Genomic DNA, 14,640 nt, shown 5'->3' with positions numbered 1-14,640 from the left:
CCGAACAGAAACAGGAGAACGATTTGTACTTCCACAAGCAAGAGCTCCAGTTCAAGGCGACCCCCGACAAGCCCGACGCGATCTACGCGCGGAAGCTCCAGGAGGTGCTCGGTGGTCAGTACGGCGAGATCTCCGTCGCGCTGCAGTACCAGTTCCAGGCGTGGAACATGCACATCCCGGGCAAGTACCGCGACATGGTGTTCGGCATCGGCGCCGAGGAGATGGGCCACGTCGAGATGCTCGCGACGATGATCGCCCAGCTGCTCGAGAAGTCCCCCCTCGGCATCACCGAGGACGCACTGCAGGACGACCCGACGGTCGCCGCGATCGTCGGTGGCACGGACGTCCAGCACGCCATCGTCGCCGGCGCCGGTGCGCGTCCGGTCGACAGCATGGGCAACCCGTGGCAGGGCTCCTACATCACGGCCAGCGGCAACCTGCTCGCCGACTTCACGGCGAACGAGAACGCCGAGATGCAGGGCCGCGTCCAGGCCGCCCGGCTCTACCACATGACCGACGACCACGGCGTCCGGGACCTGCTGAGCTTCCTCATCGCCCGCGACACCATGCACCAGAACATGTGGGCGACCGCCGCTGCCGAGCTCCGCGAGCAGGGCCTCGAGACCATGCCGGTCCCGAGCAACTTCCCGCAGCACAAGGAGAACCAGGAGGTCCACTACCAGTACCTCAACTTCTCCGACGGTGCGCAGGCCAAGGAAGGCTCGTGGGCGAGCGGCCCGTCGTTCGACGGCAAGGGCGAGTACTCGTACCACGACGGCCCCACGACCTCGGTGCCGATGCCCCCGCCCACGCACCCGGACTCGCGCCTGTACGGCACGACCGAGCTGCCGAACACGGTCGAGAAGATCGCCGGCACGGTGCAGGACAAGCTCAACAAGGAGTAGTCCCTCCCGCTCCACGCACGAGCCCTTCCTCCGTCGGAGGAGGGGCTCGTGTGCGTTCGGGGACCGCGGTCGTTCGGTGCGCGAACTGTACAAGTGGCAAAACTGTTTGTTGCCCTCATAGTTCACGATGTGAAAGAGTTGCCACGTCCGCACGGACAGCAGACCCTCGACGAGGAAGGCGCACCCATGCAGAGCACGTACCACGGCACGTCGCACGACACCCGGTTCGGCGGCTCCCACCCGCGAGTGGGACTCACCGACCCGGCCGTCATCGAAGCCTGGGTCGCCCAGCGGATCGAGGACCCGTCGCTGCTGTCCCGCCGCACCGAACTGTCCTACGCCGACTTCTTCGTCGCCCCGGCCGCCTGACGCATGCCGCTGACCGTCGTCCGCCGCGAGCACGTCCACCTCTACGCCCGCGAGCCGCGCACCCGGTCCGCCAAGACCGCGGTCGACGCCCTGCTGCGGCTGCAGCACGCCGAAGAGGACCAGCTCGAACGTGCCCGCGGCGAGAGCGGTCTGACGAAGAACGAGTTCCTCACCGTCCGCTACATGCTGCAGGCGCACCGCGACGGCCGGAGCATGGGCCCGAAGGACCTGGCCGTCATGCTGTCGGTCTCGAACGCCTCGGTCACCAAGATCGTCGACGGCCTGGTCGAGAAGGGCGACCTGCTCCGGGTCCCGCACCCCACCGACCGTCGGGCGCAGGTGCTCGAGCCGACCGTGCAGGCCGCCCGCAAGATCGACAAGTCGTACGAGATCTTCCACGAGGCCGTGGTCGAGGTCATCGACCACCTCTCGGCCGAGGACAACGAGGTCCTGGCACGCTGCCTGGGGCAGATCACGGCCGCACTCGACGCCGGCCTGCCCACACCGGTGGACGAGTACACCGTCCCGCAGGCGGGCGCTGACGCCGACGGGTCGGCTGCCGGTTCCTGACACCCACCGGACGGGAGGCACGTCACCGCTGGTGATCGGGGCCTCCCGTCCGCCACTGGCCGCGAAAACCTTCCAGCGGTAAGTTGGCACGGTGACCGACCCCGCCGATGACGACGCAGCGATCTCGTCGCGCCGCGGCGGCTACCGCAAGGGCACGGAGCGACGGGCCCAGATCCTCGACGAGATGATCCGGATGGTCGCCGAGCAGGGCGTCGACGCGTCCTCGTTGCGGTCCGTCGCGGACGCCCTCGGCATCACGCACGCGGCGCTCCGGCACTACTTCCCGAGCCGCGACGAGCTGCTGCTCGCCGTCTACCGCGAGCACGAGGTGCGCGAGCAGGGTGCACCCGAGCGGATGAAGTCCGCCATCGGCGACATGCGTGAGAGCGCCGCGCGCAACCGGGCCGTACCGGGGCTCGTGCAGCTCTACACGACCCTCTCCGCCGACGCCGTGCAGGAGGGTCACCCGGCCACCCGCGAGTTCATGCGCGACCGGTTCACCCGGCTGCGCGCCGACCTGGCCGACCTGATCCGGCGGGACCAGTCGGCAGGACGGATCCGTGACGACCTGGACCCGGAGGACCTGGCGAGCCTGAGCATCGCGGTGTCCGACGGTATGCAGGTGCAGTGGCTGCTCGACCCGGACGCGGTCGACGGGGAGCGGGTGCTGCGACTGCTGGAACGGATCGTGCCCCCGGGCGAACCGAGGGCATCCGGCCCCGAGGCCGTGCTCCCGGCCGACTGATGCTCGCCGAGCAGGCACCGCGAGCGAGAACCGGTCGCGCTGTGTCCACCGCGAGCCGGTGGACTGCTGTCGTGGTCGCCGCCGTCGCGCTCGTCGTCGGCGTCGTCCTCGTGCACGCCGGAGGTGACGGCGCGCAGCTCGTCGTCGCCGGACGCGGGCCCGGCACGATCACGCAGGCCTGCTGGCTGGTCGGTGCGCTCGCTGCCGCGTACGCCGCCGTCACGTGGGCGTGGCACTTGACCCGGTCCGGGCGCTCCGCCGGCCGGACGGTCGCTCGCGCTGCCGCGGCGCTCCTGTCGGTGGGGCTCCTGGGGTGCGCACTCGGTTCCGTCGTGCTCTCGTCCCTCGGCGGGTCGGTCCGGTACGTCGACGTCGGTTCGGCCTCCGGTCACACGGTGACCGTCGCCGAGTACCGCTCGCTGGGCGGACGCCAGCTCCAACTCGGCTTCCGCGACGGATGGTCCTTCCGACCCGCCGCCGGCGCGCGGGCGTGGGCGAACAGCAACCAGGTCGAGACGGGACCCTCATCGACCGATGAGGACGTCTTCCGCCTCCACGTCGACGGGAGCCGGGTGCTGGTGGACCACGGCGGTGACCAGCCGCTCGAAGCGCGGTTGCCCGGATGACCGTCGACCCGTAGACCGTGCCGTCCAGCAACGGGACCAGTTGGCAGGGCGGATCCGTGACGACCTGGACCCGGAGGACCTGGCGAGCCTGAGCATCGCGGTGTCCGACGGGATGCAGGTGCAGTGGCTGCTCGACCCGGACGCGGTCGACGGGGAGCGGGTGCTGCGACTGCTGGAACGGATCGTGCCCCCCGGCGGCACCGAGGGGCACGGACCGCACTGAGCGGTGCGAGGGGTCACGCCTGTTGCCCGGGGCCCTCCGGCTTCCGGGTCTTGCCGCTCGCCTGGTCGTGCGTCGGCGCGTCAGGGGCGTCCATCGCCCGACCCACGCCGACCGGCACGCCGGCCTCCGGGTGGTTCAGGTCGAACGCCGGCGACTCGGACCGGATCCGCGGGATCGCGGTGAAGTTGTGGCGCGGCGGCGGGCAGCTCGTCGCCCACTCCAGCGATCGGCCGTAGCCCCACGGGTCGTTCACACGCACCCGCTGACCGTGCCGCATCGTCTGCACGATGTTCAGGAAGAAGGGGAGCATCGACGCGGCGGTCACCATCGCCCCGACGGTCGACACCTGGTGCATCCAGGTGAACCCGTCCTCCGGCAGGTAGCTCGCGTAGCGGCGGGGCATGCCGACCACGCCGAGCCAGTGCTGGATGAGGAAGGTCGTGTGGAACCCGATGAAGAGCATCCAGAAGTGGACCTTGCCCAGGCGTTCGCCGAGCATCTTCCCCGTGAACTTCGGCCACCAGAAGTAGAAGCCGGAGAACATCGCGAACACGACGGTGCCGAACACGACGTAGTGGAAGTGCGCGACGACGAAGTAGGTGTCGTGCACGTGGAAGTCCAGCGGCGGGGACGCCAGGATCACCCCGGTCAGGCCGCCGAACGTGAACGTCACGAGGAATCCGATCGCCCAGAGGATCGGCGTCTCGAACGTCACCGAACCCTGCCACATCGTGCCGACCCAGTTGAAGATCTTCACGCCGGTCGGCACCGCGATGAGCATCGTCATCAGGGAGAACCAGGGGAGCAGGACCCCGCCGGTGGCGAACATGTGGTGCGCCCAGACCGAGATCGACAGGGCCGCGATCGAGATGGTCGCGTACACCAACGTCTTGTAGCCGAAGATCGGCTTGCGGCTGAAGACGGGGAACACCTCGGAGACGATCCCGAAGAAGGGCAGCGCGATCACGTAGACCTCGGGGTGACCGAAGAACCAGAACAGGTGCTGCCAGAGCAGAGCACCGCCGTTGGCGGGGTTGTAGACCTGCGCGTCGAACGCCCGGTCCAGCAGCAGCCCGAACAAGGCCGCCGCGAGCACCGGGAACGCCATGAGCACGAGGATCGAGGTGATCAGCACGTTCCAGGTGAAGATCGGCATCCGGAACATGGTCATCCCGGGCGCCCGCATCGTCACGATCGTCGTGATGAAGTTCACCGACCCGAGGATCGTGCTGAACCCGGTGATGCTCAGGCCCGCGACCCACAGGGTCCCACCGAGGCCGGGCTGGAACGTCGTGTCCGACAGTGGCGCGTAGGCGGTCCAGCCGAACGACGCCGACCCGGCCGGCGTGAGGAAGCCACCCATCGCGATGACGCTGCCGAAGACGTACAGCCAGTAGGACAGGGCGTTCAGTCGCGGGAAGGCGACGTCCGGGGCGCCGATCTGCAGGGGCATGATCGCGTTCGCGAACCCGGCGAACAGCGGGGTGGCGAAGAGCAGCAGCATCACGGTGCCGTGCATCGTCATGAGCTGGTTGTACTGCTCGCGGGTGTCCAGGACGTCGAGTCCGGGGGTGAAGAGCTCGGTCCGCATGACGACGGCCATCAGTCCGGCGAGGCAGAAGTAGCCGAACGAGGTCACCAGGTAGAGGTTGCCGATCGTCTTGTGGTCCGTGGAGGTGTGCCAGTGCACCGCACGGACACCGGACCGGAGCGGCCGTCGTCCGAGGAGTTCACCGGGCTCTTCCCCGAGGGCTGGGGGCGTCGTCGTCTGGGTCATGGGGTACTCCGTCCGATCACGGTCCGCGGTCGTGCTGCATCGAGGTGGGTGCTCGCGACCGGGACGACCCGGGCCGCGGCGAGGGCGATGTGCCCGAGGTCGTCCGACCCCGGTTCCGTCATCGGCAGACGGGCTGCGCGCTGGCGGGCGGCACCGGTGCCGCGGGCGAAGAGGTCGGCGATGCCCCGTTCGACCAGCTGGTCGTCGCCGTTCGCCGTCAGGGCCGGCAGGACATGCGCCAGGAGCAGCATCACGACGTCCCGGGCGGGGGCCGGACGCTCGGTCGTCGGATCGACGAGGCACCCGTCGAGCCCCTCGAGCGCCGCTCGCCAGTTCGCCAGCCGGACCGCACAGGCGGGGGTGTTGGGAGCCTCCCGGCCGACCGCGGCGTCCTTCGCCGCCGTGTCCACCAGGGCGCGGACCAGTCCGGCGACCGTGACGGTCGTGCCGGGGTCGAGCGGCACGTCGGCGACCCGGACCTCGACCGTCGGGTGGTTCTGCGACAGCCGGGCATCGAGGTAGAGCATGCCTGAGTCGAGGAGCGCACCGGTGCTAAGCATCGCGTCCGTCACCGCCCGGTAGCGCGCCAGCGAACCGAAGCGCTCCTGCGGACCCGACGACGGCCACTGGTTCCAGAGCATCGACCGCCAACTGGCATGCCCCGTGTCGACACCGTCGTGGAACGGGGAGTTCGCGGTCAGGGCGATGAGGATCGGCGTCCACGTGCGGATCTGGTCGAGGACGGCGACACCCTCCTCCGGGGAGTCCACCGAGACGTGCACGTGCAGCCCGGACGTGAGCACCCGCCGGGGCAGCGAGCCGTACCGCTGCATGATCGTCGTGTACCGCTGCGACTCCGTCGGGTGTGGCTCGACCGGGGAGGGCGAGGTCGCGAGGGGGGCGGCATGTGCTCCGGCCTCGGACGCGAGCATCTCGGTGAACTCACGGTTGGCGAGGACCTGGCCACCGAGCGCTGCGAGCGACGAGTGCGGGCGGGTGAAGACCTCGATGGCCTCCCGGTGCATCTCGCCGACGACTTCGCCACCGTCGCCGGGGCCACCGGCAGCGACGGCACGGGCGAGCACCTGTTCCGCGACCGGGACGGGGTGACCCGTCGTCCGGTCGATGAGCAACAGCTCTTCTTCGACTCCCATGGTGCGCATGCACTGAGTGAATCCTCGGGCGGCTGCGCATGGGCACCGGGTGGCCGGAGCACGCGGCAGGACGATCCGTGGAGCGCGGGTTCGGTCGCGGGGGAGGGTGGTGGGGGGGGGTCGGTTGCTGATTCGTCTGCCGAGGAGCGTGCAGCGCAAGATCGTGCGCTGATGGCGGTCCACATCCGGGCGCAGCTTCGCGCGTGGGTTCAGTACTCGAGCCGGGGCCACTCCTGCAGTCGAGGGAAGCGCGGACGTGGAGGCATCGGCTCGTCGTCTTCCATGAAGCGGAGCTCGGTGATCACCGTGATCTGATCCACTCCGTACGAGCGGTGTGCGACTCCGTCGCGCTCGTCGATGACCAGCGTCGTGCGTTGCGCGGGGTCGAGCTCGTGCTCGAACGTGAACAGCAGCCAGTGCTCGTTGATCCGCTGGACGAGCATCGGTGAGTAGCTCGCAGGTGATCCCCAGAGGAGGAGCAGCTCAGGAGTGAGCAGGCGAACGGGAGAGGCAACCGTGCCGCTGCGAGCGAAGCTGACTTCCGACGGCCCGTCAACGGTCTGGAGGACGCCCTCCTCGTAGCGGTCGCGGTGGGTGTGCCCCTCCCGGTCGAACGTCCAACTCTCATCACGCTCGTCAACGACCGCTTGGAACTGCCACGGGCGTTCGCGCCCGTCGCGTTGCATGCTCACGCCTCGCGCCAGTCGACGCCCTGGGAGCCGGAGCGCAGCAACCTCGGTACGGAGCGTCGGGACGTCAGCCTGGGTCAGGACGGTGTCGAAACGCACGTGACCAGTGTGGTTGGTCCTCGTCGGTTCGGGCGCTGGAGCAGTCTCGTCGGCCCGTCGGTCCCCGGACGTGGCCTCGTCAACTGATCCGAAGGCGCTGTCCGATGAACAGGGCTGCCCGGGCTATTGCTTCGTCGGCTTCGTCGATCAGCCCGACGAACGCGGGGAACACGTGGGGCACGCCGGCAACGACGTCGAGGATGACGTCCGTCTCGGCGGCGCGTGCCAGGTCGGCGAGTCGGACGGCGTCGTCGAGGAGGAGCTCGTTGGTCCCGACTTGCAGCAGCATCGGCGGGAACCCCCTGAGGTCGGCGTGCACCGCTGGAGCGAGCAGCGGCTGCTCCGGGTCTTGACCGTCGAGGTAGAGGGTGCCCGTGTGCTCCATCCCGGCGCGGGTGAAGAGCGGGTCGATGCCCTCCTTCGACGTCATCGACGCACCGGTACGCGTGTGGTCCAGCCCGGGCGAGAACGCGACGATCCCTGCAGGGACGGGGAGCCCGGCATCCCGGGCGGCGAGGGTCGTCGTCACCGCGAGGCCCCCTCCTGCGGAATCGCCCGCGAACACGATGCTCGCTGGGTCGACGTCGTGATCGAGCAGGTCGCGGTAGGCGGAAAGGCAGTCGTTGATGGCTGCCGGGAACGGGTGCTCCGGAGCGAGCCGGTAGTCGACCGAGACCGCTGGCACGCCTGTGCGTTCCACGAGGTGCGCGGTCAACGCCATCGCGGTCTCGGGGGAACCAAGCGAGAACGATCCACCGTGCAAGTACAAGATGATGCCGGGACGCGCGTCAGCGCTCGGTTCGACGCGGACAGCGCCTCGACCGCCGAGTTCGATCGGCGTTCGCGTGACGCCCTCGGGGACGGGGAACTGGCTCATGAAGCGCGCGAACCCCTGTCGCATCTGCTCGACTGGCACCGGCCCGCTGGCCTGCGGCGCTGCCCGAAGCATGTCGTTGAGTGCCTGTCGTTGTTCTCGGCTCATGGTGCTCCTCCCGCCGGGCGATTTGGTTGCCGCGGCATGCAACGGTAGACTGTATGCCGTGGCAACCGGAACGGCAAGCGATGATCTCGTGCAGCTCTTCGACGACCTGGTTCGAGCCGAGACGCGTCTCTACAACGCAGTGAGTGACACCCTGCGTCGCGAGCACGGCATCGTGGCTACGCAGTACGAGTTCCTCTGCTACTTCCGGGACCACCCTGCGTCGCGGATCGCAGACGTCGCCACGAACTTCGCTGCCGGAGTCGGGGCGATCAGCAAGGGGGTGGATCGACTCGCCGCGCGCGGCTGGGTCGATCGCCGACCGAATCCCACAGATGGGCGATCGGTGCTCGTCTCCTTGACTGACACAGGTGCCGCAATCGTCGCTGCGGCAGAGGTGACGTTCCGTCGCCGGCTCGCCGAACTCGTCGCCCCGTCTCTCGACGACGACCAAGTGAAGATCGTCGGTGCTCTGCTCAACACGCTCCGAGCCAGGTTGGGGAACGACCGGCTCGGCATGCCCGTCGGATGATGCAAGCCACGCAGCGCAGTGCAGCGAGTCCCGGGTCGGGTCCGACAGCGGAGTGCTACCCGCCACGTGGTGACTAGTTCTTCGCAGGAGGTGAGGACGCTCCTCGCCTCTCGTGGAGCTTTTTGCGGTACGCCCGCTGACGACATCCTGTAGACGATCGGCTACGGACGTCTGGCTCGCAGGGGCGAAGGTCGAGCGTCCAGGTGACGAATGGCTTCCCGGTGACGCCTGCTCTGATCTGTTCGGTCGGTTGCCAGCCTCGGTGCTCGTAGAAGCGCTTTGCCCGGTCGTTCCCGTCCCAGACCTCGAGTTCAGCGGTACCCGATGAAACGACGTCGACGAAGCGCTGGTACAGCGCACTACCGACCCCTGAACCGAACCGATCAGGGTCGACGTAGAGACTTGACAGTTCGGCAGGCAGATCGTCCCGCTCCGGGAGGTGGCCCGCGATGAAACCCACGAGGTCCTCATGCAGCACCGCGACGGCGCACCAGGTGTCAGCCCTGGTCAACGTGTCGAGCCACATCGGGTACCGATCACGAGCCGCATCGACCGGGTCGAGGGCATCCCCGTAGTAGGCCTCGCGTGATCGTTTGTGCACCCGCGCGATCTGTAGAGCATCAGCAGGAGCCGCGGCGCGGATCTCGAGTGTCATCTTCGTGGTCGCATTTTCGCTGGTGGCGAGGCGGGAAGACCACCGGCACCGTTGATCGGTAACTGCCGGCCGACGAGCCGTCGGCGGTCTCGAATTGCTCGACTGCCGCTCGACCCCACCCCGTGGGGTCGTCGCCGGGAGGCACGAGTGCCAGCGAATACCAGAGCACGAGTACCGGCCACCAGTGCAGTTCCTCGTCCGTGAGGGCTCGGACCGTCTGGTAGCCGTCCAGGAACTGCTGCCGAACGGACACGGGAACAGGTCCCCAGTCCCGGAAGAGCGTGCCGAGCATGACCGCGGAGCGAGCGAGCTCGACGATTCGATGGTCGAGTCGGAGCTCCTCGAAATCGAGGACGCCGACGACCGCGGTGCCGACGCACAAGATGTTGGCGGCGCGGTAGTCGCCGTGCACGATCTGGAGAGGCGGGAGATCCGCAGGCGCTCGTTCGAGCACCCGCCAGAGTACGTCGCGGGCCTTCGGAGACAGCGCTGACGGCTCGGTAGCGACCCAGCCCGCGATCTGCTCTGTGAGCGGTGCCGGCGCGGACAGCACCCCGGGGCGCGCGTCGTGCAAGGGACACGAGCGCAGCGCGTCGTGTAGTCGAGCGAGCGTCGCCCCCGCTGCACGGACCTGATCGGCGTCCTCGACATCGAGGTGTGCTCCGTCGATGACGCGTTGTAGACCCAGCGAGATGCCGTCGTCCGTCACCTGAACCTCACCCGCGAGGGTCGGTACCGGCGTCGACACGGGCAGTCCCTGTGCTCCGAGCCAAGCAGTGAGGTCGGCGGCGAACGCGAGTCGCTCGAACCGGTCGGGAGCGACCGACCACTTCACCAGGAGGCGTTCGTCCCCTCCACGAACCCATGCGAGGGCGTTGCTGTCGCTCATCACCATCCGCTCCGGTGGCCCGACACGAACACCCCAGTGATGCTCGACCGTCGACCTGACCCAATCGCCCACCGCCTCGGCGTCCGCGAAGCCGAAACGGTTCCGGAGCACGTCGGTCGGATCGTCCTGCTCCCACAACATCTCGATCGTCATCGATCCCCCTGCATCACGAGACGAGCGCCGAGCCCGACACCCCGCCCGATCTTGCCCCGCCTCACAGGCCCTGTCGACAGGCTCCACACAGAGGTCCGTGGAGCGCGGGGTCAGTCACCGGGGAGACCGACCTTCGAACCGCGTGGGTCGACGTTCCGACGCGGCGGTGCCGCGACGACCGGGGCCGGCTCGAGCGCGAGGGCGCGGCGGCGTGCGGCGTCGGACCGCCCGATGCCCGTCACCGCCGCGATGAAGGTGGCCGACTGCAGCAGCATGAGCATCGGCGGCCAGAACAACACGAGCGGGGAGTCGAGCGTGCCGAGGCCGGAGAGCAGCGCTCCCGCCCAGACGAGTGCCCAGGTGATCGGCAGCAGGACGAACCGCGCCGCGAGGGCTACGGAGGGTCCGAGGGAGCGCTCGGCCCGAGCGAGGACCTCGTCGCGGTCCTCCGGGAGCATCGCCGGGGGACGCGCGGCGAACTGCCGGTCGATGCGCTCGCCGCGGCGCCAGTCGCCCGCTCCGGTGCCGGTGCCCCGGAGGTCGAGATCCCGACGGTGGACCCGGAGGAACACCCCGACGAAGCAGCCGAGTGCGGCCGCGAAACAGACGATGGCCAGGAGGCGCAGGGGCCACGCCCCGTCGAGGGTGCCCCAGAGCAGGTCGGCGATGACCATGACCGTGCCCGAGACGACGGCTACCGTGCCGGTCACGACGGTCCGGCGTCGGAGGCGCGCCAGGTCGAGGAACTCCGACCGGCGCGAACGGGCGATGCGCCAACCAGTTGAGAACGCGTTGCCCATGCCGTCATCCTGCTCCCTCGCCGGGGAACACGGAACGGCCGGCCCTCGCCGAGGGCCGGCCGTTCCGGTGGTGGAGCTGTCGGGCTACTCGCCGGCAGTCAGGACGGCGGCGGCCGGGTCGAAGTCCTCCGGGAGCGGCGGGACCGCGTCGACGGACGACGCGATCTCGACGGCGGAACCCGATTCGGCCGCGTCGCGGATGCCGAGCAGCACGTCCAGGACGTGCAGGGCCAGGGCACCGGAGGCGCGCTCCGGTCGGTCCTCGGCGATGGCTCGCGCGAGCTCCACGACCCCGGTACCACGGCCCCAGGTGGAGCCGACGGCGGGCAGGGTCTCGGCCTCGTCCTGGCCGAAGCGCCAGAGGGTCGACTCACCCTCGAACGTGTTCGGGTCCGGCAGCGAGATCGTGCCGAGCGTGCCGTTGATCTCCACGAAGCCCTGGCGTGGCAGCGCGTGCTGGAACGAGAACGTCGACTGGGCGGACTGCCCGCCGGCGAACTCGATGAGCGCGGCGTGGTGCGTCGGGACCTCGACCGGGAAGGTCTCCCCGGCACGGTCACCTGACGCGATGGTGCGACGGTCGAGCGACTTCGACGAGACGGCCTGCACACGGCTGGCGGTTCCGAAGGCGTGCACGAGCGTGGTGACGTAGTACGGGCCCATGTCGAACAGGGGACCGGCACCGGTGGCGAACAGGAAGTCCGGGTTCGGGTGCCACGCCTCGGGTCCGGGCACGTGGAACAGGGTTGTCGCGGTCAGCGGCTCGCCGATGTCCCCGCGGGCGATTGCCCGCAGCGCCGTCTGGATGCCCGCGCCGAGCACGGTGTCCGGAGCGGTCGCGACCCGGAGGCCCTTCGCCTGCGCCGACGCGAGCACGGCCGCGGCCGAGTCGTGGTCGGTGGCGATCGGCTTCTCGCTCCACACGTGCTTGCCGGCGTCGATGATCTGCTGGTCGACCTCGGCGTGCACGGCCGGGATCGTCAGGTTGATCACGATCTGGACGTCGTCACGAGCCAGCAGCTCGTCGACGCTGCCGGAACCGGCGACGCCGTACCGTTCCGCCTGCGCGGCGGCCCGGTCGAGCAGCACGTCGGCGACGAAGCGGACCTCGACGTCGGCGAACTGCGTCAGGTTCTCGAGGTACTGCGTCGAGATGTTCCCCGCGCCGATGATGCCGATGCCGAAGCGGCTCACTTGTCGTTGTCCTGGAGCCAGGTGAGGGACTCGGTGATGCCCTCGAAGACGTCGCCCTTGTACGCGTCGAACTCGACGACGCGGATGGCCTGCGGCGCTGCGGCGAGGATGCCCGCGACGTCGACGTCGCCCTGGCCGGCCGGGGTCTGGTTCTCGAACGCGCGCTGGAGCGCCTCCGGCACGATGAGCGCGCTCTCGGACGAGGGCAGCGCGGTGCGGATGTCGCCGTCGACCTTGCCGTCCTTGACGTGGATCGCGACGACGCGCTCGCCGAGGCCGCGGAGCACGGCGGCGGCGTCGGCGCCACCGACGGTCGCCCAGAAGGTGTCGACCTCGAGGACGGTCTCCGGCGCGAGCTGCTCGACGAACAGGTCGTAGACGGTGCGGCCGCCGACCTTGTTCGTGAACTCCCACTGGTGGTTGTGGTAGCCGAACGCCAGGCCGCGGGCGGTGGCCTCGGCGGTGAGCACGTTGACGCGCTCGGCGATCTTCTTCACGTCGTCGGCGGTCTGCCAGCGGTCGGTCGGGATGAACGGGTCGATGACGGTGTGGATGCCGAGGCGCTCCGCCGCGTCCCAGATCGGGGCGGTGTCGTCGGCGTCGATCACGGCGACGTGGCCGGACGGGGCTTTCAGGCCGGTGGCGGCGAAGGCGCGCTCGAGGTCGGCGGCACGTTCGACGAACGCGTAGGGCTCGACGTTCTCGTAGCCGATCTCCCGGACCCGGGCGATGGCCTGGTCGAGGTCTTCGGCGATCGCGTCGCGCAGTGAGTACAGCTGCACAGAGGTGGTGGGCATTGCAGAGGCTCCTTCGATCCTGACGTGGTGTGCGGCCGACGGAGACACTGCTCCACGGCGAGACGATCCGACGCTACCGCAGAAACCACCCGCTGTGTGGTTTTCGTTTCCCGATGACGTGATCCGCGTCGGGCGGACCGTCGTACGGTTGCCTGATGACCGCCGCGCCGACCCGCACCTTCACCACCCCCGTCGGCCGGATCGTCGGCCACCGCGACGGCGGGGTGGTCCGCGCGCTCGGCATCCCCTACGCCCGCGCCGAGCGGTTCGGGCGACCGCAGCCGGTCCCGCCGTTCACGTCGGACTTCGTCGCCGACACCCCCGCGCCGGTGCCGCCGCAGCCAGCGACGCCCGTCCTCGAGGAGCTCATCCACCCGATCGAGGCCGAGGTCTCCGAGGACTGCCAGGCCCTCTCGGTGACCGTGCCCGCGGACCTCGGCGAGGACGAACAGCTGCCCGTGATGGTGTGGATCCACGGCGGGTCGTACGTCGTCGGCGGCGGGGACATCCCGATCCACGACCCCCGGGCGCTCGCCGAGGAGCAGCGGGTCGTCGTCGTGGCCGTCACCTACCGGCTCGGCGTGCTCGGGTTCCTCGGCGACGGGGTACGTGTCCCGGCGAACCTCGGACTGCTCGACCTGGTCGAGGCGCTGCGGTGGGTGCACGCGAACATCGCGGGGTTCGGCGGGGACCCGGACCGCATCACCCTGTTCGGGCAGTCGGCCGGCGGTGACGCGATCGCACACCTCATGGTGGCCGAGGGCACGACCGGGCTGTTCCAGCGGGCCATCGTGCAGAGCGCACCGCTCGGGCTCTCGCGCCGTCGGGCCCGGATGAACCGGGCCATGCTCCGCGCGGTCGGCACCGTCGCACCGGACACCGCGTTGCCGGACGTGCTCACGCTGCAGGCGGCGGCCGAGAGGGTGGCGCTGCCGTACGGGCTGCGCGGCGGGATGCCGTTCGGCACGCAGTACGGGCACGCGCCGCTGCCCGCCGAACGCGATCTGCCGGACGCCTGGCGTCGGGCGGCCCCGCACGTCGAGGTGCTCATCGGGTCCGCGACCGACGAGGCCGCTCTCTACGTCCCGATGATCCCCGGGCTGCCGGCCATCGCCCGCACCCGGGTCGGACGAGCCCTGCTCCGCTGGTGGCTCGTCCGCCCGCTCAGCGAGGTCATCTACGGCCGGGACGCCCGGGCCTTCGCTGCCCGACACCGCGCCGCGGGCGGTCGGGCCGTGGTCTACCGGCTGCACCGCGGGGTGACCGTCCGGCCGACCGGGGCAGTGCACATGAGCGACGTGCCACTGCTGCTCGGCGACCGGGCGGCATGGGCCGGCAGCCGGTTCGTTCCGGAACAGGACTGGGCGGCCGTCGAGCGCCGCGGGCCGGGGCACCGCGCGATCTGGGCGGAGTTCGCGCGCTCCGGCAGGGTCACCGCAGCCGACGACGAGACGCTGACGTTCGACCGCGGCTGAGCGCGATCC

At 69.8% G+C, this 14,640-nt stretch carries 17 protein-coding genes; 8 read left to right on the top strand and 9 right to left on the bottom strand.

Features of this window, described 5'->3' with window-relative positions:
• Positions 1-23: 23 nt before the first annotated feature.
• The 6 genes from DEJ24_RS01610 (at position 24) to DEJ24_RS01585 (ending at position 3,438) form a co-directional block, all read left to right on the top strand.
• On the top strand, positions 24-905 hold the full coding sequence (locus DEJ24_RS01610; RefSeq protein ID WP_111076994.1) for a manganese catalase family protein: 882 nt from the start codon (positions 24-26) through the stop codon (positions 903-905).
• Positions 906-1,091: 186 nt separating this feature from the next.
• Entirely contained in the window at positions 1,092-1,274 is a 183-nt protein-coding gene (locus tag DEJ24_RS01605) for a hypothetical protein (protein WP_111075333.1), read from the top strand.
• 3 nt (positions 1,275-1,277) lie between these two features.
• Positions 1,278-1,844, top strand: a complete 567-nt coding sequence (locus DEJ24_RS01600; RefSeq protein ID WP_111076992.1) for a MarR family winged helix-turn-helix transcriptional regulator — start codon at positions 1,278-1,280, stop codon at positions 1,842-1,844.
• 91 nt (positions 1,845-1,935) lie between these two features.
• Complete coding sequence (locus DEJ24_RS01595; RefSeq protein ID WP_258374486.1) at positions 1,936-2,589, top strand: TetR/AcrR family transcriptional regulator; 654 nt, start codon at positions 1,936-1,938, stop codon at positions 2,587-2,589.
• Between the two features lie 41 nt (positions 2,590-2,630).
• A complete protein-coding gene (locus tag DEJ24_RS01590) occupies positions 2,631-3,215 on the top strand; it encodes a hypothetical protein (protein WP_146242496.1) in 585 nt (194 codons plus the stop codon).
• Between the two features lie 40 nt (positions 3,216-3,255).
• A complete protein-coding gene (locus DEJ24_RS01585; protein ID WP_258374487.1) occupies positions 3,256-3,438 on the top strand; it encodes a TetR family transcriptional regulator C-terminal domain-containing protein in 183 nt (60 codons plus the stop codon).
• Positions 3,439-3,451: 13 nt separating this feature from the next.
• Here DEJ24_RS01585 and ctaD read toward each other — a convergent pair whose 3' ends face one another.
• The 4 genes from ctaD to DEJ24_RS01565 all read right to left on the bottom strand — a co-directional run bounded on the left by ctaD (position 3,452) and on the right by DEJ24_RS01565 (position 8,139).
• Positions 3,452-5,215 (bottom strand): cytochrome c oxidase subunit I, encoded by a 1,764-nt coding sequence (gene ctaD / locus DEJ24_RS01580; RefSeq protein WP_110902931.1) that lies wholly within the window; start codon positions 5,213-5,215, stop codon positions 3,452-3,454.
• Positions 5,212-6,378, bottom strand: coding sequence for a glutamate--cysteine ligase (locus DEJ24_RS01575; protein ID WP_111076990.1), 1,167 nt, complete (start codon positions 6,376-6,378; stop codon positions 5,212-5,214). The genes ctaD and DEJ24_RS01575 overlap by 4 nt, the downstream gene beginning before the upstream one ends.
• 200 nt (positions 6,379-6,578) lie before the next feature.
• The gene (locus DEJ24_RS01570) at positions 6,579-7,055 is read right to left on the bottom strand and encodes a hypothetical protein (RefSeq protein WP_146242495.1); all 477 of its coding nucleotides are present in this window, start codon (positions 7,053-7,055) and stop codon (positions 6,579-6,581) included.
• A gap of 181 nt (positions 7,056-7,236) precedes the next feature.
• Positions 7,237-8,139 carry an alpha/beta hydrolase gene (locus DEJ24_RS01565; RefSeq protein ID WP_111076988.1) on the bottom strand — a complete coding sequence of 301 codons (903 nt, stop codon included), beginning with the start codon at positions 8,137-8,139 and terminating at the stop codon, positions 7,237-7,239.
• On the opposite strand from DEJ24_RS01565, the gene DEJ24_RS01560 reads away from it, so the two are divergent.
• Positions 8,138-8,668, top strand: coding sequence for a MarR family winged helix-turn-helix transcriptional regulator (locus tag DEJ24_RS01560; protein ID WP_181432750.1), 531 nt, complete (start codon positions 8,138-8,140; stop codon positions 8,666-8,668). The genes DEJ24_RS01565 and DEJ24_RS01560 overlap by 2 nt on opposite strands.
• 73 nt (positions 8,669-8,741) lie before the next feature.
• Here DEJ24_RS01560 and DEJ24_RS01555 read toward each other — a convergent pair whose 3' ends face one another.
• The 5 genes from DEJ24_RS01555 to DEJ24_RS01535 all read right to left on the bottom strand — a co-directional run bounded on the left by DEJ24_RS01555 (position 8,742) and on the right by DEJ24_RS01535 (position 13,156).
• Positions 8,742-9,323 carry a GNAT family N-acetyltransferase gene (locus DEJ24_RS01555; RefSeq protein ID WP_111076986.1) on the bottom strand — a complete coding sequence of 194 codons (582 nt, stop codon included), beginning with the start codon at positions 9,321-9,323 and terminating at the stop codon, positions 8,742-8,744.
• Positions 9,289-10,365, bottom strand: coding sequence for a phosphotransferase (locus DEJ24_RS01550; RefSeq protein WP_111076985.1), 1,077 nt, complete (start codon positions 10,363-10,365; stop codon positions 9,289-9,291). Before DEJ24_RS01550 ends, DEJ24_RS01555 begins: the two co-directional genes overlap by 35 nt.
• A gap of 110 nt (positions 10,366-10,475) precedes the next feature.
• Entirely contained in the window at positions 10,476-11,165 is a 690-nt protein-coding gene (locus DEJ24_RS01545; protein ID WP_111076984.1) for a hypothetical protein, read from the bottom strand.
• Between the two features lie 84 nt (positions 11,166-11,249).
• The gene (locus tag DEJ24_RS01540) at positions 11,250-12,359 is read right to left on the bottom strand and encodes a Gfo/Idh/MocA family protein (RefSeq protein ID WP_111076983.1); all 1,110 of its coding nucleotides are present in this window, start codon (positions 12,357-12,359) and stop codon (positions 11,250-11,252) included.
• A complete protein-coding gene (locus DEJ24_RS01535) occupies positions 12,356-13,156 on the bottom strand; it encodes a sugar phosphate isomerase/epimerase (protein WP_181432751.1) in 801 nt (266 codons plus the stop codon). The genes DEJ24_RS01540 and DEJ24_RS01535 overlap by 4 nt, the downstream gene beginning before the upstream one ends.
• 155 nt (positions 13,157-13,311) lie before the next feature.
• On the opposite strand from DEJ24_RS01535, the gene DEJ24_RS01530 reads away from it, so the two are divergent.
• Positions 13,312-14,631 carry a carboxylesterase family protein gene (locus DEJ24_RS01530; protein WP_111076982.1) on the top strand — a complete coding sequence of 440 codons (1,320 nt, stop codon included), beginning with the start codon at positions 13,312-13,314 and terminating at the stop codon, positions 14,629-14,631.
• The last annotated feature ends 9 nt before the right edge of the window (positions 14,632-14,640 follow it).

This window comes from Curtobacterium sp. MCPF17_001 (genome assembly GCF_003234615.1).
In the GTDB taxonomy this organism is placed as follows: domain Bacteria; phylum Actinomycetota; class Actinomycetes; order Actinomycetales; family Microbacteriaceae; genus Curtobacterium.
Note: the sequence above shows the minus strand (reverse complement) of the source record. Positions and strands in the feature narration are given on the sequence as shown.